Origin of the sequence: Bradyrhizobium sp., from assembly GCF_036009065.1 — a bacterium.
In the GTDB taxonomy this organism is placed as follows: Bacteria; Pseudomonadota; Alphaproteobacteria; order Rhizobiales; family Xanthobacteraceae; genus Bradyrhizobium.
Genome location: NZ_DASYMN010000142.1, coordinates 1 through 23,392 on the forward strand (window position 1 = coordinate 1; position 23,392 = coordinate 23,392).

General features: G+C 59.4%; 26 protein-coding genes and 1 pseudogene. 15 read left to right on the forward strand and 12 right to left on the reverse strand.

Translation table 11 applies throughout. The annotated features are described in order from the left end of the window. Both VGP39_RS08445 and VGP39_RS08450 read left to right on the forward strand, forming a co-directional pair. Window positions 1-730, forward strand: a 730-nt coding sequence (locus VGP39_RS08445; RefSeq protein ID WP_327567651.1) for an ASPIC/UnbV domain-containing protein, incomplete at its 5' end; no start/stop codon positions are given. Between the two features lie 245 nt (window positions 731-975). Beyond that, window positions 976-2,166 carry an acyl-CoA dehydrogenase gene (locus VGP39_RS08450; protein WP_327567652.1) on the forward strand — a complete coding sequence of 397 codons (1,191 nt, stop codon included), beginning with the start codon at window positions 976-978 and terminating at the stop codon, window positions 2,164-2,166. A 189-nt stretch (window positions 2,167-2,355) separates the two neighbouring features. On the opposite strand, the gene VGP39_RS08455 is transcribed toward VGP39_RS08450, so the two are convergent. After that, a complete protein-coding gene (locus VGP39_RS08455) occupies window positions 2,356-2,793 on the reverse strand; it encodes a PaaI family thioesterase (protein ID WP_327567653.1) in 438 nt (145 codons plus the stop codon). A gap of 174 nt (window positions 2,794-2,967) precedes the next feature. Further along, window positions 2,968-3,399: a hypothetical protein gene (locus VGP39_RS08460; protein ID WP_327567654.1), complete on the reverse strand. Its 432-nt coding sequence runs from the start codon at window positions 3,397-3,399 to the stop codon at window positions 2,968-2,970. On the opposite strand from VGP39_RS08460, the gene VGP39_RS08465 reads away from it, so the two are divergent. From VGP39_RS08465 to VGP39_RS08485, 5 genes are all read left to right on the forward strand, one after another. Continuing rightward, window positions 3,398-5,587, forward strand: a complete 2,190-nt coding sequence (locus tag VGP39_RS08465) for an FAD-dependent oxidoreductase (protein ID WP_327567655.1) — start codon at window positions 3,398-3,400, stop codon at window positions 5,585-5,587. The two genes, VGP39_RS08460 and VGP39_RS08465, sit on opposite strands and share 2 nt — an antisense overlap. Before the next feature lie 331 nt (window positions 5,588-5,918). Beyond that, window positions 5,919-6,170 (forward strand): hypothetical protein, encoded by a 252-nt coding sequence (locus VGP39_RS08470; protein WP_327567656.1) that lies wholly within the window; start codon window positions 5,919-5,921, stop codon window positions 6,168-6,170. Between the two features lie 346 nt (window positions 6,171-6,516). Beyond that, window positions 6,517-6,714, forward strand: coding sequence for a hypothetical protein (locus VGP39_RS08475; protein WP_327567657.1), 198 nt, complete (start codon window positions 6,517-6,519; stop codon window positions 6,712-6,714). Next, on the forward strand, window positions 6,714-7,040 hold the full coding sequence (locus VGP39_RS08480) for a hypothetical protein (protein WP_327567658.1): 327 nt from the start codon (window positions 6,714-6,716) through the stop codon (window positions 7,038-7,040). Before VGP39_RS08475 ends, VGP39_RS08480 begins: the two co-directional genes overlap by 1 nt. A gap of 301 nt (window positions 7,041-7,341) precedes the next feature. Beyond that, window positions 7,342-8,973, forward strand: coding sequence for a winged helix-turn-helix domain-containing protein (locus VGP39_RS08485; RefSeq protein ID WP_327567659.1), 1,632 nt, complete (start codon window positions 7,342-7,344; stop codon window positions 8,971-8,973). A gap of 50 nt (window positions 8,974-9,023) precedes the next feature. Here the strand turns inward: VGP39_RS08485 and VGP39_RS08490 are convergent, their stop codons facing one another. The 5 genes from VGP39_RS08490 to VGP39_RS08510 all read right to left on the reverse strand — a co-directional run bounded on the left by VGP39_RS08490 (window position 9,024) and on the right by VGP39_RS08510 (window position 12,840). After that, window positions 9,024-9,338, reverse strand: coding sequence for a cupredoxin domain-containing protein (locus VGP39_RS08490; RefSeq protein WP_327567660.1), 315 nt, complete (start codon window positions 9,336-9,338; stop codon window positions 9,024-9,026). Window positions 9,339-9,351: 13 nt separating this feature from the next. Then, entirely contained in the window at window positions 9,352-9,873 is a 522-nt protein-coding gene (locus tag VGP39_RS08495) for a DUF4142 domain-containing protein (RefSeq protein WP_327567661.1), read from the reverse strand. 95 nt (window positions 9,874-9,968) lie between these two features. Beyond that, window positions 9,969-10,658 carry an RNA polymerase sigma factor gene (locus tag VGP39_RS08500; RefSeq protein WP_327567662.1) on the reverse strand — a complete coding sequence of 230 codons (690 nt, stop codon included), beginning with the start codon at window positions 10,656-10,658 and terminating at the stop codon, window positions 9,969-9,971. A gap of 94 nt (window positions 10,659-10,752) precedes the next feature. Continuing rightward, window positions 10,753-11,103, reverse strand: a complete 351-nt coding sequence (locus VGP39_RS08505) for a RidA family protein (protein ID WP_327567663.1) — start codon at window positions 11,101-11,103, stop codon at window positions 10,753-10,755. Between the two features lie 78 nt (window positions 11,104-11,181). Further along, window positions 11,182-12,840, reverse strand: a complete 1,659-nt coding sequence (locus tag VGP39_RS08510; protein WP_327567664.1) for an FAD-binding dehydrogenase — start codon at window positions 12,838-12,840, stop codon at window positions 11,182-11,184. A gap of 284 nt (window positions 12,841-13,124) precedes the next feature. On the opposite strand from VGP39_RS08510, the gene VGP39_RS08515 reads away from it, so the two are divergent. The 3 genes from VGP39_RS08515 to VGP39_RS08525 all read left to right on the forward strand — a co-directional run bounded on the left by VGP39_RS08515 (window position 13,125) and on the right by VGP39_RS08525 (window position 14,598). Next, entirely contained in the window at window positions 13,125-13,583 is a 459-nt protein-coding gene (locus VGP39_RS08515) for a hypothetical protein (RefSeq protein ID WP_327567665.1), read from the forward strand. Between the two features lie 138 nt (window positions 13,584-13,721). Then, window positions 13,722-13,985: a hypothetical protein gene (locus VGP39_RS08520; RefSeq protein WP_327567666.1), complete on the forward strand. Its 264-nt coding sequence runs from the start codon at window positions 13,722-13,724 to the stop codon at window positions 13,983-13,985. Window positions 13,986-14,007: 22 nt separating this feature from the next. Then, a complete protein-coding gene (locus VGP39_RS08525; protein ID WP_327567674.1) occupies window positions 14,008-14,598 on the forward strand; it encodes an SCO family protein in 591 nt (196 codons plus the stop codon). Here VGP39_RS08525 and VGP39_RS08530 read toward each other — a convergent pair. The 3 genes and pseudogenes from VGP39_RS08530 to VGP39_RS08540 form a co-directional block, all read right to left on the reverse strand. Beyond that, window positions 14,589-15,377 (reverse strand): annotated as a pseudogene (locus VGP39_RS08530) (glycosyltransferase family 2 protein); the annotation flags it as partial. The gene VGP39_RS08525 and the pseudogene VGP39_RS08530 sit on opposite strands and share 10 nt — an antisense overlap. 136 nt (window positions 15,378-15,513) lie before the next feature. Then, window positions 15,514-16,479, reverse strand: coding sequence for a hypothetical protein (locus VGP39_RS08535; RefSeq protein ID WP_327567667.1), 966 nt, complete (start codon window positions 16,477-16,479; stop codon window positions 15,514-15,516). A gap of 11 nt (window positions 16,480-16,490) precedes the next feature. Continuing rightward, window positions 16,491-16,727 (reverse strand): DUF6471 domain-containing protein, encoded by a 237-nt coding sequence (locus tag VGP39_RS08540; RefSeq protein WP_327567668.1) that lies wholly within the window; start codon window positions 16,725-16,727, stop codon window positions 16,491-16,493. A 98-nt stretch (window positions 16,728-16,825) separates the two neighbouring features. Here VGP39_RS08540 and VGP39_RS08545 point away from each other — a divergent pair, with 98 nt between their 5' ends. From VGP39_RS08545 to VGP39_RS08555, 3 genes are all read left to right on the forward strand, one after another. Further along, window positions 16,826-17,809 carry an IS1595 family transposase gene (locus tag VGP39_RS08545; RefSeq protein ID WP_327567669.1) on the forward strand — a complete coding sequence of 328 codons (984 nt, stop codon included), beginning with the start codon at window positions 16,826-16,828 and terminating at the stop codon, window positions 17,807-17,809. A 244-nt stretch (window positions 17,810-18,053) separates the two neighbouring features. Further along, window positions 18,054-18,296: a DUF6894 family protein gene (locus tag VGP39_RS08550; protein ID WP_327567670.1), complete on the forward strand. Its 243-nt coding sequence runs from the start codon at window positions 18,054-18,056 to the stop codon at window positions 18,294-18,296. Window positions 18,297-18,468: 172 nt separating this feature from the next. Further along, window positions 18,469-19,170: a Crp/Fnr family transcriptional regulator gene (locus tag VGP39_RS08555; protein WP_327567671.1), complete on the forward strand. Its 702-nt coding sequence runs from the start codon at window positions 18,469-18,471 to the stop codon at window positions 19,168-19,170. A gap of 280 nt (window positions 19,171-19,450) precedes the next feature. On the opposite strand, the gene VGP39_RS08560 is transcribed toward VGP39_RS08555, so the two are convergent. Beyond that, on the reverse strand, window positions 19,451-19,912 hold the full coding sequence (locus tag VGP39_RS08560; protein WP_327567672.1) for a hypothetical protein: 462 nt from the start codon (window positions 19,910-19,912) through the stop codon (window positions 19,451-19,453). Further along, complete coding sequence (locus tag VGP39_RS08565) at window positions 19,913-21,151, reverse strand: glycosyltransferase (protein WP_327567673.1); 1,239 nt, start codon at window positions 21,149-21,151, stop codon at window positions 19,913-19,915. Between the two features lie 217 nt (window positions 21,152-21,368). Between VGP39_RS08565 and VGP39_RS08570 the strand changes: the two genes are divergently transcribed. Both VGP39_RS08570 and VGP39_RS08575 read left to right on the forward strand, forming a co-directional pair. Beyond that, the gene (locus tag VGP39_RS08570) at window positions 21,369-22,205 is read left to right on the forward strand and encodes a transporter substrate-binding domain-containing protein (RefSeq protein ID WP_327567675.1); all 837 of its coding nucleotides are present in this window, start codon (window positions 21,369-21,371) and stop codon (window positions 22,203-22,205) included. Between the two features lie 311 nt (window positions 22,206-22,516). Beyond that, window positions 22,517-23,392, forward strand: an 876-nt coding sequence (locus VGP39_RS08575) for a lysine--tRNA ligase (protein WP_414644603.1), incomplete at its 3' end; no start/stop codon positions are given.

Consider the following 23,392-nt stretch of genomic DNA (forward strand, 5'->3'; position numbering starts at 1 on the left):
CCATTTCAAGGACCGAACGCTGGAGTACCGTCTGCTGGATATCGATCACATCGACTATGACTATAATCCACCGCGACGACCGTCCCCAGGATCAGGATGGCATAAGAGGGATTACGTCTATGTGAACGATGTCGGGGCGTATGAGGGATTCGGTATCGCCTCTTCAAAAAGCAAGGCCATGGATATTTATCGACTGCACGAACAGGCAGCCTGCATACTAGCCGCGGATCTCAACAACGACGGATTTGCCGACCTGTTGGTCACGCATATTGGAGGCTACACCTCCAATTCGCCGGCCGCGAGAAATCTGAAAGTTGAAGTTTTGGGAAAGCCGCTGGCGGTACCTCCCGTAAATAAGTTATCCAAAGCGCCGACAACCTTTGAGCCTGGTGCGACTTGGCTGTACATCAACCAAACGGCCAAGAAGGCTGACCGCAATAATTGGGTTAAGATTCACCTGAATGACGATACCGCGAAAAACTTTTATGCAATCGGCGCGCAAGTTGTGGCGAATAGCAAGATCTATCGTACCGTAAGAGCTACCAATGGAGGAGCCACATGCTCGGCTCATGATCCCTTGATTGTCGGCCTTGGGAAGGATGAATTGAAATCCCTCCAGGTCCGGTGGCCGTCTGGCGATGTTGCAATGCAGAGCTACAGTTTCGAGCCGGGTACAAGCAATAAGGATGTTTGCATAAAGAGATCGTCGGGAATCGTTCCTTGTACCTAGCAGGTTTCAGGAGGAAGCCATCGGCTTTTGGCTCGGTCGAATTACGCTGTCGTTGCTGATGCGGTCTAGCCTGCACTTGGTAACGTGGGGCGAGGAAGTGTTTTGACCATATGTTAGTTGGATGGTCTTAACAGCCTCGCCGAGCAGCCTGACGCAGAGAGGAGAAGAACGACACCAACGCGTGCAGCTTCGAGTGAAGGAAGCGCGCAGGTTTTCTTCGATCCTGGCTCTGAAGGAAAGCAATGATGAAAAATGGACGCACAACTCAGTTTTCCTGGAGCGATCCATTCTTCCTGGAGACTTTCCTCACAGAAGAGGAAAAGTTGGTCAGAAGAACTGCAGAAAGCTATGCGGGCGACAAATTGGCTCCCCGCGTTAAGGACATGTACAGGCGCGAATACACACCGCGCGACATCTTCCTTGAATTCGGACAGCTTGGCTTCCTGGGGTCAACCATAAGCGGCTACGGTTGCACCGGGATCAACAGCGTATGTTCCGGATTAGTGGCATTTGAATTGGAGAAGATTGACTCAGGTTTCCATACGATGGTGAGCTCTCAATCAAATCTGGTCATGCACCCGATCCACGAATTCGGCAGCGAAAAGCAGCGAAAGCGCTATTTGCCCGGCTTGGCGAGCGGTGAATTGATCGGGTGTTTCGGTCTGACCGAACCCGATCACGGTTCCGATCCAAGCAGAATGAAAACCAACGCAAGGGCTGTCGAGAATGGCTATCTCTTAAACGGTCGCAAGACTTGGATAACCAATGCGCCGATTGCTGATGTTTTTGTTATTTGGGCGAAAGCAGAACCTCGAGCCACGATTAGAGGTTTTATTCTGGAACGGAATATGAAGGGTCTGTCGACGTCACCAATTGTCGGAAAACTGGGCCTGAGGGTTTCGGCCACCGGAGACGTCGTCATGGACGATGTCTTTGTTCCCATGGCAAACGTGCTCGAAGACATTTCAGGCATGGCCGGACCATTGAGCTGCATCAGCAAGGCCCGATACGGATTGTGCTGGGGTGCCCTGGGTGCCGCAACGGCTTGCTGGCACGAAGCAAGGCAATATGTTTTGGATCGACGTCAATTTGGCCGGCCCTTGGCCGCCAATCAACTCATTCAAAAAAAACTTGCCGATATGCAAACCGAAATCTCGATGGGGCTATTGGCGGCGCTGCATGCGGGACGGCTGAAGGACGACAATTCTCTCGCATCCGAGACAGCCGCGCTGCTCAAACGGAACGCCTGCGGGAAGTCGCTGGAAGTCGCTCGCACTGCGCGGGATATGCTGGGCGGAAACGGGATTTCTGACGAATATTCGGTCATGCGGCACATGTGCAATCTGGAAGCACTCAATACTTATGAAGGAACGCACGACATCAACGCTTTGATTTTGGGGCATTCCCAAACAGGAATATCCGCGTTTTCCATTTGAATGTTTGGCAACCTTTTAACGGAATGCAGCAGTCATCCATCCACGGAATGTGGACAGCCGAAAGATAGTCGACAGCAGCGCAAACGGCGGCCGTGCTTCAAATCGGCTATCACCGAGCGGAACTTGCTGGACCACAGCCGCGCCGGTTAAACCGGGCAGCGCACGCCGTTGCCGAGCCTGCCGCCAGCGTTACGTGCTGTAGTGCGCAACGTCTGCCAATCGAATTTTGCTCCTGACGATAACGCCGGAACCTCGGGCGACTTCTCTTTCCTCGCCGTCATATGCGATTGCTTCGACGATGAATTGCGTTTTGGTGTTGTTTACGACGCGCCCGATAGAGCGCATGTGACCAGATGACACCGGGCGAGTAATGTAAGTCGTAAATGACGTCGTAAGAACAAAAAATTCTGGTTCCAATGTACTGGCAGCGAAAAATGCCGCATCATCCAGCATCTTGAAATAGACCGAGCCGTGAACCGCGCCCGCAGAATGAAAAAACCGTTCCGATATCGGGATCCTGACCTCTGCCTCTCCTGGTGAAACGCGAAGTGTTGGCGAATAGAGCGCGTTGACGGCTGCAAGCGAGTACATTTTCACTAATTTTTCCAGATGAGAATCGTCGGACATCTGGCGACACCTAATCTGCCATCGATTGGCTTCACAAACTCTATCAGCTTTACCCAGAGTTGGTGACGGCCTAGAGTTTAGGCGTCACGCTTTGGGCTTGAGGTTGCCATCGTACCAACGTCAATCTGGTCGAAGTTAGCATGTTTCATCCGAATTATCAACGATCGGCTGCTATCATTGAATATTCAGCAGCTTTTCTCGACGACCCAAAGGGTCGCTGGGCGCATCCATGTGGCTCCAGCTCCATGCTCCAACGTCCATCGAATCATCGTCGCCCCTAATGGTGCTGTCGAACGATTCAACGACGCGGCCATATGGATTCCATGTTGTTTGCGATCTACCCATCACCTCGATGAATTGCAGCCCTTCTTGGGCGCATTCGCTTGCCGATCCAATCGGCACGGCCAGTTGCGGCTCTCGACGGATTGGCTGCAGCAAGGTATCTCTCAACTCGCACGCAGAGACTTCAAGCCAGCCCTGTTCGTCCTGAACCAACTGTGGGGCGCGTGAAGAAACACTCAGGCCTCTGAAGTGAATTAAGTACACCAGCCAATCACTTCGGCGCTTGGGTATGGCTGCCGATCCACCGGGAGGCCGATTCAGCATGGATCACGCCGGCACGTTTCACCGCCTCGCCAAGGTGCTAGGTGCAACGCTCTTCTTCGCGGCGATCCTGCTGCTGGCGGTGCTTATCAAGGGCCATCTCGAGCTTGCCGAGGTCACGAGCCGGCTGGCAGCATTGAGGGATTGGATAAGGCTGCATCCAAATCTTGCAGCTCTCTCTTACGGGTTGGTCTATGTGGCCGTGACCGGTTTGTCGCTGCCCGGCGCAGCAATTCTTACACTCATCGGTGGCAGCTTGTTCGGCCTGTTGACAGGAACCGTGCTCGTCTCATTCGCAAGCGTCATTGGTGCGACCCTCGCCATGCTCTCCGCCCGCTATTTTCTCCGCGATTCAATCGAGCGTCATTTCCCCGAGGCTGTCGCCAAAGTTAACCAAGGCGTCGCGACCGGAGGCGCCCGTTACCTGTTTGCCTTGCGCCTTATTCCGGTGTTTCCCTTCTTCCTTATCAACCTGGCGACAGGCCTGACGCGCATGTCGGCCCTCACCTTCGCCTGGGTAAGTCAACTCGGGATGCTGCCGGGCACCATCGTTTACGTTAATGCAGGCCAGCAGCTTGCTTCGATACAAAACGCCGGTGATGTCTTGAGTGCGCGCGTCATTCTTGCTTTCGCCGCCTTGGCGGCCTTGCCCTTCGCTGCCAAGGCCGGGAGTACGTGGTGGACCGATCGCAATGCGTTGCAGAGTTGGCGGCGGCCTCGCCGGTTCGATTATAATCTTATTGTGATCGGTGCGGGCTCGGCAGGCCTTGTAACCGCTTTCATCGCAGCGACCGCCCGCGCCAAGGTTGCGCTCATCGAAGAGGGCGAGATGGGCGGTGATTGTCTGAATACCGGCTGCGTCCCCTCAAAGGCGCTGATCCGTTCGGCAAAGCTGGCCAAGGAGGGCCGGCATCCACAGCGCTTGGGGCTAAACGGGGGACTTGAGCCCGACTTTGCCGCGATAATGGACCGGATCAAACGAGTCATCGCGCGCGTTGCCCCGCATGACTCCGCCGAACGCTATCGCGGGCTGGGTGTCGATGTGATTAAGGGGCGGGCCAAGATCGTTGACCCTTGGACGGTCGAGGTCGCCGGACGCAATCTGACAGCACGGCGGCTTGTTCTTGCGACTGGAGCCGAGCCAGCGGTGCCGCCAATACCCGGGCTCACAAATGTCGAGCCTCTGACCTCTGAAACGCTTTGGAAGCTGACGGAACAGCCAAAGCGGCTGCTTATCCTGGGCGGTGGGGCTGTCGGTTGTGAGCTCGCCCAGAGTTTCGCGCGGCTCGGATGTGAGACGACACTTGTGGAAGCCCTTCCGCGACTGATCGCCGGTGAGGACGAGGATGTCAGCGAGGCGGTGCGTGCGGCCCTTCTGGCAGATGGCGTAAAGGTTATCACCGCCGCCGATGCGCATTCGTTCGAGCAGGCCGGCCAATCGCGGATAGCCCACTTGGCAGACGGTCGCGACATTGCTTTCGACCGTATTGTGATCGCTGTCGGCCGCCGTCCACGCACGCGAGGTTTCGGGCTCGAGGAGCTCGGACTCCTGGATAACAATGGGCGGCTGATCGTCGATGACCGTCTGAGAACGCGCCTTCCAACAATCTATGCCGCCGGCGACGTTATCGGACGGCTGCAATTCACCCACGCCGCCAGTCACTATGCATGGTTCGCCGCGATGAACGCGCTCTTTGGCAACTTCAAGAACTGGAACCTGCACACAAAGGCGTTCCCGGTGGTGATCTACACGGATCCAGAGATCGCCCGTGTCGGATTGAGCGAAGCCGAGGCGCGCGCGACGGGCACGGCTTACGAAGTGACCCGTTATGACCTCGCTGAACTTGACCGGGCCATCGTTGACGAGGCGAACGAAGGCTTCATCAAGGTGCTGACAGAAGTAAACAAGGATCGCATCCTGGGTGCCACGATTGTCGGCGCGCGGGCCGGTGACATGCTTGGGGAATTCACACTCGCGATGCACCACGGCCTCGGTCTCAATTCGATCCTTCGGACCATCCACCCCTACCCGGGCTGGATGGAAGCAGCGAAGGCGACGGCCGGCGAATGGCGACGGGCCCATGCACCAGCCTGGGCGCTGGCGTTATCGGCCCGCATCCTTCAATGGCTGAGAGGCGGATGTCATATTCGATCGTCGCGTCCTCCCCCCGTCGACGGAATGCCGCGTTGAAGGACCAAGCCGATCGGGTGTCAGTTCCAAATTTCTGCCTTGGCGAAACTAACCTGCCCGATCGTTTCTGCCTGCCATCAAGGTTCTACAAGAAGATGGAATCTTGCTGGCATGATAGGTCTGCAATTTCGCGCTGAAGTGACGGTAGATCGACCGGCGAGGCCGACTCTCGTTGGCCGTGGCGTTGATTGGCTTTCCGTCGAGATTTGCTACACAGACAGCTTCGCGACGGTGCATTGCAATTTGTTCCACCGGGTCGGGCGGAAAAAAGTGCGGAACCGAGCTTGCCGTGCGCTGTTATTTCGTCGGGCAGCACCTGAGGAACTGAACGATGAAAAGCGCACTTATTTTCGTTGCCGCGGCCGGCTTGACCCTCGCTGCGAGCGTTGCGACCGCGCAAGAAACCCGTATCGGCGTCGGCGTCGGCCCGGTTGGTGCCGGCGTAACGGTCGGCCAAAGCCCGAGCTACGAGGAACGCCGCACGACGGTGATCAGGGAGCGCGAGCCCCGCGATTCGACCGTGGTGATCCGGAAGGAACGTCGGGAGCCGCGGGACAAGGTCATCATCCACGAGCGCGACTGACGCTGAAACAAAGTGACGAAAGAGGCCGCCCTCGGGGCGGCTTCTTTTTTGCCTTTCGCAAGTTCGGGAGAATTTGCTTCGGAAAGTCGTTGATATCTGCGGATGAGCGTCCCTGGCGCTATATTCGGCGATACCAGCGCGCTGGTCCGATGGCCTTTGGAAAATGGGGGAGCGAGGTTGGCCGATACGATCATTTCCTCCGACTAAAGCCGCAACAAGCTGCTGAAGATCGCCGCTGGCGGGGTGCTGACCGGCGTTCTGACCCCGCTGTTCCAGCCTGTCGTCGACAGGATCGCCGGCGGGCCCGGCGAATTTCCGCATCGCGCTGCTCGGCCTGCCGTTCGCGATGCGCGTTGCGATTCTGGTGCGGCGGCTGAGTTCCAATCCATGGTGGACGGCGCCGGCTGCGGCGGTCATCACGATGATCGCCTTCGTCTGCGCCGTGGATGCCGCGGTCTGGATCGACGGGCAGGTCGGGGATGTCGCCAAAGCTGCACGACATATTTGCGCGGCCTTGCCGGAGGTTTTGTCGGCGCAGGCGTAATGACGCTCGGGAAAGGCCTGCTGCCTTCAGGTCCGCGCGATCCGGCGGCGTGGCTGCCAATGCTGGTGATCGGCACCGTCGCCGGCGCGCTGCTGGCGCTGGACAATGCGCTGGACCTCGATCTGCCTCGGTGCTCTATCCGGTCTGGCAAGCCGGCGTCGCGGTCGGGCTGGCGATGGCCTAGCAGCGGACTACGGCGCGACGGTGAGGGTCGCCTTCAATGGCGGGACGGCAACTTCTCAACCTGCATAAGAGGTTTCGATCCCTTCGCCCGCTCCAATACCTGGGCCAAATTCGTTTTTTTGCTGCCGGTGGCAAGAACTTAAGTGGCGATTTGACTTGCAGCATTCATCGAAAGAGCATCAATTTTCCATCAGATATCCATCCAACACTTTCCGGGGTCGAGCCTGTAAACGCGCTAGCTATTGACCTTCCAATAATAGGAGGTTGCAATGCAGCGGACCATATTCGGATTTCTGACCAAATTTCTCGAAGGTGCGGCAATATCGGTCGCTATGTATCTCGCCGGGTGGATCACGATCGTATCTGCCTCCGCAGCTTGGCGATTTCTAGGTCACGTAGCAGGTAATATCGCCCTTCATTGGATTTTTGGCTATTGAGGATGCCATGAGCGAGAAGATCTTCGAAATCACCGCCGATGGCCGTTGTTTTCGTTTCGATCTCCAAAGGAGAGCTCTCTTCAAAGATAGCGATAAGCTTGTCCACCTCACTCGGCAACAATTGGACCTGTTGACTTACATGGTTCAGCAACCTTCTCGCGCACTCTTGGACCAGAACGACCTAACCAGGAACGTTTGGCCAGCGAGTGAGTTCCGTAAGGCCACGCCTGCGGCCGTGCATCAAGCGGTCAAGTCGCTGCGCGAAGCTCTTGGCAAAGAAGGCGGGCATTTTCTAAAGATTGTACGAGGTCAAGGGTACCGCATTGACGCCGAAATCAAGCTCCTCGAAAAACCTGCTCTCCAATTAGATACGTCCCCGTTAATCAGCGGTGAGACGCGAGATCAGACTGCAGATACTCCTCAATTGACGCGAGGGGGGCAGATAACACGTATAAGCCCGCGCAGTCCTGAAGAAATTATGGCGTTCTTGCTGTTTATTGATCAATTCCCGGTCGGCATTTGGGGCGCGTCGCTAGAGAGTGCTGCCGACCTTTGGGGCCACAAAAACGATCCAGGCAGCATTACCATTAGTACTCGTGCCTGCATAGGACTAACAGGCACAACCGGTTCGGTATCTCTTCCGCCGATAACAGCTTACCGAATGTATCTGGGTTTACGAAGAAGCGGATCTGGAGCGTTTGGAATGCTCCGGGATCCCGGAAGCTCATGGATGCCCAATCCGGATGTTCAAGAGCACGCGAGGCATACCGCTACAGCCCTTCAATTCTTTCACTATTATGATGGAGTCGAGCACCCGTTTGTAATAGGGGCGGTGGAATATCTGCTCAGGCCTGATACACGAACAGTCTCCGGATATTGGGCAGACAAAGTTGAAAAATCCGATGTGGCGGCTGATCCAGTGACCGTGGCGTTCGTCGTAGGAGCGCTCGAAGAAGTATACCGCGCGGCATCCGATGCGCATACCGGTAAAGAGGCTGCCTTGCCGGCAACATCAGGAATTAATGAGGCGATCCAAGTTGGTCTACACTACATACACTCCACCAAGCTTCGCACCTCAGAAGGAATGTGGCACTACAAATTCAGTAACGAACTATCGCGTAAGCGCGTAATGGATAATCTATATCAATACACAGCTGATGTGCTTGCCCAAACCGGTCCGTCGTGCACCCGTTTGAATATGTACCTCGAAGAAAGCAAAGCAATCGCGCACCGATTAAAGCGAATATCTAACGGGTACAAAGGCGGCTTGCCTCAATCACCGTCGCAAAATACGCCTCACTTGGACACGACAGCAACTCTTATTGAAGCGCTATGGCAGCTGCAAGAGCCTCTCGAATCGCTTGAAGCTCAGTTCCTGAGTGCCTACGAGCTAGCCCGCAGGAGAGATGTATGTGAGCTGTCTACCGCCAGTGGGTGGTCTTCTTTTCTAATGCTCTCGAGGCGGCCCTTTGGAGAGAAGCTTCGAATTAGCGTGGCGCGGGCGGAGGAGTTATTGAGTGCGGGAAATGAACTCGCTCTGAAAGTTGGCGCCGCAGGGTCGATACCCCCACTGCCTGAGGCAAGCGAAGAATTCATTCGCGGCCTTCTCAAGCGGCGGCAAGCCCGTCAACCTGGCTAGGAAATGCTACGAGAACATCGAAGGGTGCCGCTTTATGCCTTCGCGCTAGGCTACGGCGCGACGGTGAGGGTCGCCTTCATGTTGGGATGGAAGCGGCAGTAGTAGTCGATCGTTCCGGCCTTTTTCAATACAAACGTCACGGTTTTCTTCGGCGGCATCGCCACGTCAAAATCGCCGTTTCGCGCGGTCGCGGTATGGGCGAAAATATCCCGGTTGATCAGCTCGACGGTGTCGCCGACTTTTGCCGTGGCTTCGGCCGGCGAGATCAATAGATTTTCCATCGATATCTGAATCGTCGCCGCATGCGCCGAGGCGGGCGCTCCCAACACCAGTGCTGCAGCAATCGGGAGAACCCATCTCGGCATCACGTGATGGTCCTTATTTCAGCGCCGCGGCGACGTGTTCGGCGTGCTGCTGATGACCCTGGAAAATCTTCAGGCCGGTCTGCAGCAGGCTCTTCAATTCCGCGTTGCTGGCGGACGGAATGAGCTGCGTCTCCAGCGCGCCGTTGACCGCCTTGTGGTAGGCGACTTCGTTGGCGACGTAGGCCTTGTCGTAGGCCGCGCCGCTCAGCTTGCCGAGTTCGGCGAGCTTGTCGGCGGCATTCTTCGACAGGGACCTGCTGGTATCGTTGTCTTCCGGCGTGACCTTGAGCTTCTTGACGAGGTCCAGCGCCTGCTTGTTCACGGCCTCATGGTCGCGCACCATGTCGTCGGCGAACGCCTTGACCTCCTTGCTGCTGGCCTTGCTCTGCGCCTGCTTTGCCGCGTTGATATCGAGGACGCCGGCGGTGTAGGCGATATGCGCGATCTGCGGATCGGTCGGCTTGGCGCCTTGCGCAAGCGCAGCACCGCTCAACAGGCTAGCCGCGGCGATCGCCGCGCTCAATCGAACGAACATGGTTTGACACTCCTGTGGCGCCGGGCGTGAAGCGCCGGCGTCGTTGGTTGAACACAGGGAGTTGGATGGCGCGGACGCGGCGAGGTTCCCGAAAATTATGCGCCGAGCTCAAGTCTTTTCAAGACGGCGTCGGTGAGGCGTTCGCAGCGCTTGCCAGCGAAGGGAAAGGCTTCCATCACCACCGGGCCGATTTTCTTTTCGACATTGTCGCGCAGCATGGTCCGCGCCCGGTGCAGCCGCGTTTTCACGGTTTCCGGCTTCAGCTTCAGAAGTTTGGCGGTTTCCTCGACATTCATCCCCTCGATCACGCGGGTGATGAAGACGATGCGAAAAGCCTCGGGCAGTTCGTCGATGGCGCGCTCGACGACATGCTGGATTTCACGCTGTGCCATGGTCTTTTCCGGATCCTCGGATGCGGCCGAATGCGGAAACCGGATGATCTGGGCTTCCAGCGTGCCCGGCGGCAAGCTGTTCAATTCGACGCTGGGCCGCTGCCTTCGTAACCGCCCCAAGGCCTCGTTCATGGCGATGCGGGCAAGCCATGTCGCTAGGCTGGAATCGCCACGAAAACTCTCCAGATGGGTGAATGCGCGGACCCAGGTTTCCTGCACCACGTCCTCGGCCTCGCCGTCATTGCGCAGGATGCCGCGAGCGATCCGGTAAAGCCTGCGGTTGTTCGCCTGCATGATGGCGCGAATGGCGGCCTCGTCGCGGCCGCGGGCGCGTTGGACCAGATCGGCATCGCAGGTTCCGACAGGAATTTCCGAGGCTTGCGCAGGCTGCATGATGGTCACCCGGGTCCGACACCACTGTACCGCTGCTGGTTGGATGCGGCACGGGCAAGTAGGTTCCCGAGAATCGCCAAATGTTGGCGCGGCATTACCGCGCCGCGATCACCATGATTTCGACGCCATATCGGGGCTGCGCAAGTCCGGCCTCGACGGTGGCGCGCGCCGGCGTATTCCCCGGCGAGACCCAGCTGTCCCACACCGCGTTCATTTCCGCGAAGGTGCCCATATCGGGAAGATAAATCGTCGCGGACAGCAGCTTCGATTTGTCGCTGCCCGCTTTGGCGAGATGGCTATCGATGATCAAGAGCACCTCTTTGGTCTGCTCCGTCACGCTTTTGCCCGCCGCCGTGTTCGCCACGACGCCGGCGAGATAGATGGTGTCGCCATGAACCACGACCTGGCTCATGCGCGGGCCGGTCTCGAAACGCTGGATGGTCATACTGTTCTCCGAATTTGGGTGGCCGATACTTAGCGCGGGGGTGCGCGCTACGCCAATACAATTCCGGCGGCGCGCTTCTTACGCCACCGCCTTCGCCGCCGCGCGCCCCGCATTCCTCCCGGAAAACAGGCAGCCGCCGAGGAACGTGCCCTCCAGCGAGCGATAGCCGTGCATGCCGCCGCCGCCAAAACCGGCGGCTTCGCCCACCGCATAGAGCCCCGGCATGATCTCGCCGTCGCTGCCGAACACGCGGGAGTCGAGATCGGTCTCGAAGCCACCCAGCGTCTTGCGGGTCAGGATGTTGAGTTTTACCGCGATCAGCGGACCGTGCGCGGGATCGAGAATCCGGTGCGGTTTTGCGGTGCGGATCAGGCGGTCGCCGATATATCTGCGCGCGTTGTGGATGCTCATCACCTGGGTATCCTTGACATACGGATTGGCGATTTCGCGGTCGCGCGCCTCGATCTGGCGCTGCAGGTATTCGAGCTTGAGCAGATTGTCGCCGCTGAGCGTGTTCATGGCGGCGACGAGGTCGGCAAGGTTGTCGCGGACGATGAAATCGGCGCCCTTGCTCTTGAAGGCTTTCACCGGCGCCGGCGCGCCCTTGTTGGTGGCGCGGCGCGCGGTCATCAGCCAGCTTTTTCCGGTGAGATCGGGATTCTGTTCCGAGCCCGACAGCGCAAACTCCTTCTTGATGATGCTTTGGGTCAGCACGAACCACGAATAGTCGTAACCAGTACTCATGATGTATTGCAGTTGCCCGAGCGTGTCGGAGCCGGGAAACAGCGGCGAGGGCAGCCGCGTGCCGGTGGCGTCGAACCACATCGACGACGGCCCCGGCAGGATGCGGATGCCATGCAGCGGCCAGATCGGATTGAAGTTCCTGATGCCCTCGACATAGTGCCACATCCGGTCGCGGTTGATCAGCCGCGCGCCCGCCGCCTCGGTGATGCCGATCATGCGGCCGTCGACATGGGCGGGCACGCCGGCGATCATGTTTTTCGGCGCTTCGCCAAGGCGTTTCGGCCAGTTCTGCCGGACCAGATCGTGATTGCCGCCGATGCCGCCGGAGGCGACGATCACCGCCTGCGCACGCAGCTCGAACTCGCCGCTGACCACGCGCGAACTGCTCTCGCCGCGCGCCACGGTTGACGGCTCGAGGATCGCGCCCCGGACGCCGTCGACCGCGCCGCCGCTCGAGGTCAGCGCATCGACCCGATGGCGAAACCGGAAGCTGAGCAGGCCGCTGGCCTGGGCCTCGCGGGCGCGCCGTTCGAACGGTTCGACGATGCCGGGGCCGGTGCCCCAGCTGACGTGGAACCGCGGCACCGAATTGCCGTGACTCATGGCGTCGTAGCCGCCGCGCTCGGCCCAGCCGACCACCGGGAAGATGCGGTGGCCCATCGCGCGCAGCCAGTCGCGCTTCTCGCCGGCGGCGAAGGCGACATAGGCGTCGGCCCATCGCCGCGGCCAGTGATCCTCATCGCGGTCGAAGCCGGCCGACCCCATCCAGTCCTGCAGCGCGAGATCGTAGCTGTCCTTGATGCCGAGCCGGCGCTGCTCCGGCGAATCGACCAGGAACAGCCCGCCGAACGACCAGAACGCCTGCCCGCCGAGGCTCTGCTCGCCCTCCTGCTCGACCACGATGACGCGTCTGCCGGCGTCGGCAATTTCCGTTGCCGCCACCAGGCCCGCGAGCCCGCCGCCGACCACAATGACATCAGCCTCATCGGCCATGGTTCGCCCCCCTGCCTTCACGGGATTGAAGCCTGCCGCTTTAACGGCGGTCAACGGCAAATACTGTCTTGACGGGTGCACGCGCGGCTGTGCTGCCGCAATTTGTGCCGACTTGGGATATCCGGCAGGCGAGAGTGCATCCCGCGTGCAACACTCGATTTGAATTTGGTTTGAACGCCTGCCGGCATCTGGACAAAACCGTGATCTCGCAACACGCTGGCGATGTCTTGCATCACTCAAGACAGTCAGATTCGGGTTCGACGGGTTTTGGACTGGGGCTGGTCATGAAGTTCATTACGGGGTTGCTCGCGGCGGTCTTGCTGGTCGCGGGCGTCGGGGCCGGTCATGCCGTGGTTCGGATCGCCGACGACCGCGGCGGCCGAATCGGGACCTATGTGGACAAGTATCAGGGCCTGCGCAGCTCCGGCGAAACGGTGATCATCGACGGCCTCTGCGCCTCGGCCTGCACCATCGTTCTCGGCGCCGTTCCCCACGACAAGATTTGCGTCACCTCCGCCGCCAATCTCGGCTTTCACGCCGCCTGGGATTTCGGCGCCAATGGCCGCGCGGTGACCAATCCCGAAGCCACCCAGATGCTGTATTCGATGTACCCGTCGGAAATCCGGCGCTGGATCGCAAAGCGCGGTGGGCTGAAGCCGCGGATGATTTTCCTGCGCGGCCGCCAGCTGATGGGCATGTACAAGCCCTGCTACATGGACGCCCAGGCTTCGGTCTCGCGCTGACGTCATTGCCAGGAGCACTTGCGACGAGGCAATCCAGCCCTTCCAGGACCGGCGCCCGCGACTTTCTGGATGGCTTCGCGCATCGGACGACGCGCCGCGCGGCCCGCTGGCTTGCAATGACATCCTCCTCAGCATGACGTGATTAAAGCCACGCCGGTAACGCTTGCCCGGCGGGCGCGCTGGCCCTATCTGAGAGGGATGCTGAATACGGTACACCAGGCATCCGTTGAGGAAAGCGCGGCGCCTGCACCGCGTCCGCTGGGGGGCCTGGCGTTCGGGATCACCGCCGGCAGCGTCGTTCTTGTCGCGGCCATATTGCTCGGCGCCTCGGTGTTGTGGATCCACTATGGCACCGCCGTCTTCTTCGAGATGATCACATCGGGCATCGCCGCCTGTTTCTGATCTGATCCAAGGGAATTCCATGATGGATCGGACTACCCGGCCGCTTATCGTCGTCGCAGCGTTCGCCTCCAGCCTGGTCGTCGGGCTGGTTGTTGTATTGTGGATGCTTGGCGGATTGCGCGGCGTGACGGCGCCGGCCGCGATCGGCGGACCGTTTCAACTCACCGACCAGGCGGGGCGGACCGTCACCGAGAAAAATCTGCAGGGAAAACCGACGCTGATCTTCTTCGGCTTCACGCATTGCCCCGACGTGTGCCCGACCTCGCTGTTCGAAATCTCCGAGGTGCTGCGCGCGATGGGCGGGGATGCCGACCGCGTCAATGCCTATTTCATTTCGGTCGATCCGGAGCGCGATACCGCCGCTGCCATGAAGGATTACCTGTCGAGCTTCGATCCGCACCTCAAGGGCCTGACCGGCGACAAGGATGCGGTGGCGAAAGTGATCTCCGGCTTCCGGGTCTATGCCAAGAAGGTCCCGCTCAAGGATGGCGACTACACCATGGATCATACCGCGCTGGTTTATCTGCTGGATCGCGACGGAAAATTCGTGGCGCCGTTCAATCTGAAGCGGACGCCCGAGGAAGCGGCGAAAGATCTCAAGCGTTATCTTTGAAATCCACGTCGACGTTTCATCAGATGCTTTGCCTGCGCGGGCGGCGTCGCGGTTGATGTGCGGCTCGTTGTAAGGCCGTGCTCCGTTTTCTCCCAACGATAGGGATCGCGCCAAAGCTGCCACAGTGCGCGCCATGCGGCGATCGAAAGAAAGCCCCAGTAGAATGGCGTCAATGCAAGAACCCACCCGGCGCGAAGATTACCGCGGCGGGCCAACCCCATCAGGCCGACCGCGATCGTCGACAGAAAGCCGGCGGCGAGGGTGGCGATGTGCAACGCCGCCAGCGGACCTGCGAAGAACCAGCCCGACGTAGTGCCTGTGATCAGGGACAAGAAATACCCTGCGAGTTCCACAACAAGAATCGGATACGCCAGCGCGGTCAGCACGTTGCCGCCGACAATGATGTTGAGCGTCAGCAATCCGCGTAGGCCGGCTTGCCGCCACAGCCGCCTTGGCTCACGCATATGAACGCCCCAGGTCTGCATCCAGCCCTTCATCCAGCGCGAACGCTGTCCGAGCCAGGCCTTGAACCGGATCGGGGCTTCCTCTGTTGTGGTCGAATCGAATGTGACCGATCGGTAGCCGAAGCGCGCGAGGCGAAAACCGAGGTCGGCGTCCTCGGTCACATTCCAGGCGTCCCAGCCGCCGACCTCGCGGAGCACCGCAGTACGGAAATGATTCGACGATCCGCCCAGCGGCAACGGCATCCGCATCGCCGCAAGGCCTGGGAGAAATACGTCGAACTGTCCGGCATATTCGGCGGCGAACGTCCTCGACAGCGGTATTATGGCGCAAACGCCACAAGCTTCCGAACGGCGGGATTCTCACATGAATAGGGAGGATTCGAGCTAGAGGAGGCGCGCCGTGCGGGCGCGGGCGGCTTGGGTCGCTGTTTTCGGTATCATTTCAATCGGGCTAGGCGAACGAGCTTTCGCCTGGGATGACTGTGCATCGAAGTTCGCTCGGCGAGAGTTCTTCGCCCGACAAATCAAATTCTCCGTGGTTCGCCTTGCCTATCCAAAGAAGGTGGCTGGAGTGTCTCCATTCGTCGGACACTACGGATTTATAGATCACACAGAACGCAGCAACGATGATCACTGGCATTTCAGGGAGACCTTGGGCAATCTGCTCCTTAGTTTTTTCTTCAAGCCGGGGGACCGTCCCGGCATCCATCGTAAAAGTGACATTAGTCTTTTCTCCCGGCAAAAGATCGAATCCTTTGGAACCGAATCGCGCCCATCCCTTCGCAAACGAGACGGTCTCTGCCATCTCGACCGCCCCAACCACAAGACTCCTGGAGCGAAAGACCTTGCAGTGCAAGTTGACGGCAATGGCCGGGTTTTGCCCGATGTTCTGGGCTTCAATCGTTACGGTAACACGTATCTGACCGCCTTTGATCGCGACCGGACCAGCAGCGGTAGGGTATACCTTCAACCAAGTACGATGTTCTGCGACAAAGGCCTTGTTGGCGACCTCAACAGCGGCTGTGGCGGCAGCAACACTGTGCTTCATGTCGCGAGACTGTTGCAGCCCGAAGTAACCCAACACACCGGTAGCCAAGATCAAGCCGACCGTGGCCGCGAACAGCGCCGCCGTCCAGCGCACCAACCATCTATCGGCGCTCTTTTTCTCTTCGCGCTCCTCAGTCTCCTCGGCACGCTGCTCTGCGGATTTAGGGCTGGGCATCACCTGCACAACGAACGGCGCGGCCGCGCTGCCATCTGGCTTAGTATTGGTGCCATGGGCGGGCTGCTCGGCGGTTATGTGCTTCTGTTCGCTTGAATGCGGAGGTCCGTAGTAAAGTGGCAAGCCGACCAGAAACCAGATCGCAACCGCGAACAACCCGCCAAGCGCAACCGTTCCCTCAGTAATCTTCGGCATCGCCCCCGCCGCTAAATCTCTTCCAATGCTACCCCTTCAAGTTCCAGCGCCGCAATACAGGCTAAGAAAAATGTTGCGGGAAACGTGCCCCGCGCCAGCTTGTTGGCGATTGAGGCTTCCGTTTCTTTCAGCCCATGCTTTTTTAGCCGTTTGGCTAGATCGGCATAGGTGACCTCTGTATCCTTCAGCTTATGCTTCAGGAAGGCGGCGGCCCGCGCGGCCCATTCTTCCTCTGATTTGATGCTCATTTCGCCTCCATTTTGAGGCTATCATATATGATATTTCGTTGTTGACAAGGCCGCAGCCTCTCAGATATGATATCTCTCATAAACGAGAGGGCGAGCACATGGCACAGCATTTCCTTTTATCCCGGGCGGCCAAGACCCTCTCGCTGGCGTCCGTCTTCACCATGAAGGATGCGGAAGCGGAAATGGCGTTCCGTATGATCCGTTGGGCCGATACCAATGGCGAGCCGGTTTGCCCGTCCTGTGGCAGTCTCGATGCTTACGATTGCCGCCGCTTCAAGGGTGCGCCCCGTTTCCGCTGCCGTGGCTGCAAAAAAGATTTCAGCATTACGAGCGGCACGCTGTTCGCCAGCCACAAGCTGCCGCTGCGCTGCTACCTCGCGGCGATTGCGATCTTCTGCAATGAGGTAAAGGGCAAGTCGGCGCTGGCGCTGTCCCGCGATCTTTGCGTTTCCTACAAGTGCGCCTTCGTCCTGTTGCACAAACTGCGCGAAGCGATGGCAGAGGAAATGAAGGGCCGCGTCGTCGGCGGCGAAGGCAAAGAAGCCGAGATCGACGGCGGATATTTTGGCGGCTACGTCAAGCCCGCCAATGAGAAAGAGCACCGCCGCGACCGTCGCCTTGCTGCCAACCAAAGCGGCAAGCGCAAGGTTGTCGTCATCATCCGCGAGCGCGGCGGCGCATCCGTCCCGGCAGTGTTCGCTTCCGAGAGTGCAGCCGGTTCATTCATCCGCGCTCGCATCGCCAAGGGCACCACGGTTCACGCCGACGAAGCAGCCGCGTGGGACGGCTTGCACGAGCGCTTTGAAATGAAGCGGATCGACCATTCGCAGGCCTACAGCTTTGATGGTGCCTGCACCAATCAAGCAGAGGAATATTTCAGCCGCCTGCGCCGCGCCGAGATTGGCATCCACCACCACATTGCAGGCGCGTATCTGCTCCGCTACGCGCAGGAAAGTTCATGGCGGGAGGATAACCGCCGCGTCTCGAATGGCGATCAGGTGACCCGCGTAGCCGCTCTGGCAATGAAGCGCGGCAAGAGCGTGGATTTCACGGGGTACTGGCAGCGGCACGTTGCCGACTGAAACGGCCAGACGCGCGGTAGGCGAAAAGACGTTACATTACAAGGGCTTGTGACCGTGCTGGCCCCTTTCGACCCCTCGGGACGGTTAGTGGTCCCTCTTGATTTTGGGACTGGCCCCTTTTGAGAATCGTTCCTATGGCCGGAACCGGGCGGATGGTGTACTGTAGGATCATCACCGCTCCGTCATGGTAACTATCGGTGACAGAGAGACGCTCCTGCGCTCCCGCCTAAACTGGAGCGGTCGCATGGCGCGGTATTTTTTCCATTCAAAGAACGGCAAGGTCACCCTTGATGAGGAGGGCCTAGAGCTTGCGGACATCGATGCTGTTCGCGAGGAAGCTTATTTTTTCGGTCGAGAAACGGTGTGGGCGACCCCTGTCAGCGAGTTCTGGGCGGGAGAATCGCAGAGCGTTTGGGTGACGGATGGACCGAACGCAACCGGTGAAACAATCTTGAGGCTTGAACTTTCCGCAACATCCTCTCCGTAAACGGCGATGCTGCGAGCCCGCTAACTGAGCGGCCTAAATTATTTCGACTATGACGCCTTCTTGACAGAACGTCGGATCAAAGTCGTGTATAAGATGCTCATTGTCGGCCGTTTTTCTGGGCGCCGATGACTGAGAGTTCGGTAACGCTCCCGCCTTTTTCGGGAGTGAACCTATGCCGAATTCCAATGCCATTCTTGCCTCTCTTTCCCCCGGCGATGCTGCATCCATCAGGCCTCACTTGAAGCCCGTCCATCTGGAATCGAAGACGGTTCTCTTCAACCCCGGGGACCGTATCGACGCGGTCTGGTTCCCAGCGGGCGCGGTGGTGTCTTTAGTCGTGGGTCTTGCCACGGGTGAGATGGTCGAAGGCGCGATGGTCGGTAAAGACGGCGTGGTTGGGGTCGCCGCTGCGCTGGATAGCAAGGTTGCTCTCACGCAAGCCATCGTCCAACTTGCGGGCGATGCTTTCGTTTGCGATGCGGCCACCTTTAAAGGGGTTGCTTTGCAAAGTGAACGGCTGCTCAGCCTGCTTTTTCGCCATGAGCAAGCGGTTTATGCACAGGCGCAGCAATCGACCGCTTGCATGGCGGCTCATGATGTCCAGTCAAGACTGTGCAGATGGCTGTTGCGCGCGCGCGATCTATCCGGGAGCGATACTCTCAACTTTACCCAAGAGTTTTTAGCCGAAATGCTTGGCGTGCGGCGCTCAAGCGTCAGCGTTGATGCGCATACGCTTCAGCACGCAGGATTTATCAACTATGCACGAGGGAGAATTCAAATCATCAACCTAGAAGGTCTGCGTGAAGGCGCTTGTGAATGCTACGAAACGGTGCGCTCGCAATACGCCCACTTGCTAGGCGAAACGCACGTATAGGCAAGTTGACTGAGGCTCCAGCGCTGCCAGCAGCGGGAACCGAAAATAGATTTGAACGATTCCGCCGCTCATCCGTCTTATGTACGGGAGGCAACCGCCACCGGATGGCCGAACTCAGCCGCAAAGAGGAACTTGAACGCCGGTTAGAGTAATCCCGGCGTTTGTTGAAAAGTGTGAGCGACAGCGCGTTTACGGAGCGTATAGGCAAGCTCATTAGTGAGCTAGAACTCGGACAACGGATCGAACGAGAACGGTAAGGCCGCCTCAGTTGGCGGCCTCTTCATTCCGCTGGCAGCGACCACCGCGCCGTCAGCCGGTCCCCGGTCTTAACGACCCGCTTATTGCGGAGCAGGTAGGACAGATTCGCCCGCACCCGCCGCGTCAGGGCATGGATCGACTCCCGCCCGTAGCCCTTGGCCTCACAAATGGCGTCGGCAATGTCATGGCTCGCCAGAGGCTTCTCAGCACGTCTCAGCGCGTCCGCAATGAGCCGGTTCAACTCGCCGTTGCCGAACAGTTTAACCCGCCGTAGCCGCTTGGGCGGGAGCGTGTCGGCTCTGTACTCGGGGTCCAGCTCCCGCAATACCGCGTCCAGATGGCTTAGCTGCTCCTCGCGGTAGGAGATGCCTTCTTTCATCTGGACGATCTCGCCGGCCATGGTGGCGCGGCGGTCCTTCAAGGCGTGGATGGCGTATCGGTTACCTTTTTCGTTTGGCATCCGGCCAAGGTAGGGCGGGACCACTCAATTCGCTTGTGGCGTTTGCGCCATAATACCGCTCGACAGCCAGCTGTCCCTGTCGTTGTGGATGCAGAGGCTGGCCTGCGCGCAGGCGACGTCGGCACCGTAGCTGCGAAAGGCATCGAGCGCCGCGCGAAGCTGGCCGGGATCGGGGCGGTCTTCCGCGTCGAACACAGTCGTAAAACTGCCTCGCGCAAACGCTAGCGCGCAATTCAGCGCTTTCGGCTTGGTCTGCGGGCCCGTCGTGGGTGCGATCAGGACCTGGACATGCGGCATGGGACCAAGCCGCGCGATGGCGGCGCGGGTGGCGAGATCGTTAGGCTCGAGGGCCAGGATGACTTGAAGTTTTTCGCGCGGGTAGTCGAATGCGTTGATCGCCTGCATCAGAGACGCGACCGATTTGGCCTCGCGGTAGAGCGCCGCAATGACCGTGTAGACCGGCAATTGATGATCCGGCAGGCGCCGCAATTTTGGCTGGGGCAATCCGGATGTAAGACTTCCCCACAAGCGTAGGCCGGTAAACGCCAGGAACCACAGCGCCAGCACGACGCTCCATGCGTCCAAAGCAAGGATCGGCGGCAACAGCATCAGGGCCGCGATGCCGAATGGTCCCTTGAAGTGTTGCAGATGCTGCCGCCATAGCGGCCTCTTGACGGCGGCAGGTGCGGCTGACATCTGCGGAAAGCGTCGGCGCAGACCATTCGCGGCGGCTCGGCCGAGCACGTCGTCCGTCCGATGCAGCAAAAACTGATGAAGACGAGAGGACGCTGCGAACCGGAGCCACCCGGTCAGGTCGGGATATCTTGCGACAAGCCGGCAGAGCGTCCGCGCCGCAAGGTGCCTCGGTGCCAGAGTCCAGGTCAAGCGGCCGTTCCGCCAAAGCCGGATCAGGCAGAGATCTGCAGCCTGGAGGATTTCGCGATCGCGCAGCAAAGAATCGCCGTGACCGATTTCCGAAAAATTTTCGATGGAGATGCCAGTGTGGAACGCCAGCCGCTGCAGATAGGCTTCTTCGCCGATCACGCCCCAAAGGATCAGCACCCGATCGGCGCCGATACCCAATTCCCTGGCGCGCGCTTCGGCAGCCCTGAGCAACTCCGGCGCCAGCACCCGCCGCAAACAATTCAGTTCATCGGCCGGGCCCTCATCGACGACGCAGCGTTGATTGTCGTTGCTGGATCTCGGCGGACCAAAGCTTCCACGCAGAAAGGTGGGCCCGTCACTCCACGCGAAGTCAGCCACGTCACTGCGCGGCCACGCGGGCTTCGTCTCGCCATTGCGGACATGGTCCCCTAGGGCCATGCGACGTCCTCACCTAACGCAAACGACACTCGCCTCTCGCGCCGGATGGTCTATAAGACCGTGCATTCCGGGCGCCCGACGAACGAGCACATCACACCCCGTGTCACTTAACAATCTGAAATTACTACACTTTTTACGCGCAATCGTTGCGGTTACACTGCTTGCGGCGGTAGCGGCAGGTGGAGACGCGCGTGCCCAGGGCGCACCCAAGGCTGCGTCGGAAGCGGCGCCTCAGGCGGTGCCCGGCTTCTGGGATCCGCGGCGGCGGCCCGACCGGCCCGATCTGTCGCGGCTCACCGTGATCCGGTTTCTGACCGAGACCGATTACCCGCCGTTCAACTTCACCGGTCCTGACGGCAACCCCGCCGGTTTCAATGTCGATCTGGCGCGCCTCGTCTGCGAAGAGATCAAGGTCACCTGCACCATCCAGATGCGGCGCTTCGAGACGCTGCTGGATGCGATCGCCAGCAACCGCGGCGACGCCATCATCGCTTCGCTCGCGGTAACGCCGGAACTGCGCAAGCGCGTCGACTTCACCGATCCGTATTACCGGGCGCCGGCGCGGTTCGTGTCGCGCCGCGACGCGGTAATGCCGGAGGTGCGCCCGGAATATCTCGAGGGCAAGAAAGTCGGCGCGATCGCCGGCTCCTCGCATGAGGCGTATCTCAAGGCGATGTTCACCGACGCCGAATTGCACTCCTATCCGAATGACGACGGCCTGCGGCAGGCGCTGCGGCGCGGCGAGGTCGATTTCATTTTCGGCGACGCCATCTCGCTGGCGTTCTGGATCAACGGCACCGATTCGGGCGAATGCTGCGCCTTCAGCGGCGGCCCGTTCGTCGAAAGCCGGTATTTCGGCGAGGGGATTGGAATCGCGGTGCGCAAAGGCAACGACCTGCTGCGGCAATCGTTGAACTGGGCGCTGTTCAGATTGTGGGAAAAAGGCCGCTACACCGATCTGTGGCTGCGCTATTTTTCCGTCAGCCCGTTCTAGTTCGTAGGGTGGGCAAAGGCGCTCTTGCGCCGTGTCCACCCTTTATACATACCGCCGTCATCCTGAGGTGCTCGTCGTTCTTCACGGCGAGCCTCGAAGGATGGGCCACGAGCGCCTGCTGCCATCCTTCGAGACGCCGCGCAAGAGCGCGGCTCCTCTGGATGACGGCGGTGTAGATGGAGCGATTAAGCTTGGTGGGCACGCCATCCGCCGCGCTGCGCGCGTCCGATGGCTTTGCCCACCCTACAAGATCTTCGCCCGGTTTGCATTTCGGTGCTGAAACGCTAGTTTCCGCGCCCGGAGAATTCTCGATGTCCACAATCGATCCAGTAGCCAACCCGAACGATCTGCGCGCGCTTGCCGAACAATCCAATGCCTGGCCGTTCGAGCAGGCAAAGGCCATCGTCGCGCGCCTGAAGAAGCATCCGAAGCACGAGGTGTTGTTCGAAACCGGCTACGGCCCGTCGGGGCTGCCGCATATCGGCACCTTCGGCGAGGTCGCGCGCACCACCATGGTGCGCCACGCGTTCCGCGTGCTTACCGAGGATAAGGTCAAGACGCGGCTGATCGCGTTTTCCGACGACATGGACGGACTGCGCAAGGTGCCGGACAACGTGCCGAATAAGGAATTGCTGGAGCAAAACCTTGGCAAGCCGCTGACGCGCGTGCCGGATCCGTTCGGCACCCATCCGAGCTTTGGCGCCCACAATAACGCGCGGCTGCGCGCGTTTCTCGATACGTTCGGATTCGATTACGAGTTTGCAAGCTCGACGGACTACTACACCTCGGGGAAGTTTGACGCGACCCTGCTGCTGGTGCTGGAGCGCATTGAACAAGTGATGGCCGTCATGCTGCCCAGCCTGCGCGAGGAACGCGCATCCACCTATTCACCGTTCTTGCCGATCTGCCCGCGCACCGGCGTGGTGCTGTATGTACCGATTCTGGAGCACGACGCCAAGGCTGGCACGATCTCCTACGACGATCCGGAAACCAGGGAGTGCGTTACGCTTCCCGTCACCGGCGGGCATTGCAAGCTGCAGTGGAAGCCGGATTGGGCGATGCGCTGGGTCGCGCTGGGCGTCGATTACGAGATGGCAGGCAAGGACCTGATCGATTCGGTAAAGCTGTCCGGTCAGATCGCGCGCGCGCTTGGCAGTACGCCGCCGGAAGGCTTCAACTACGAGCTC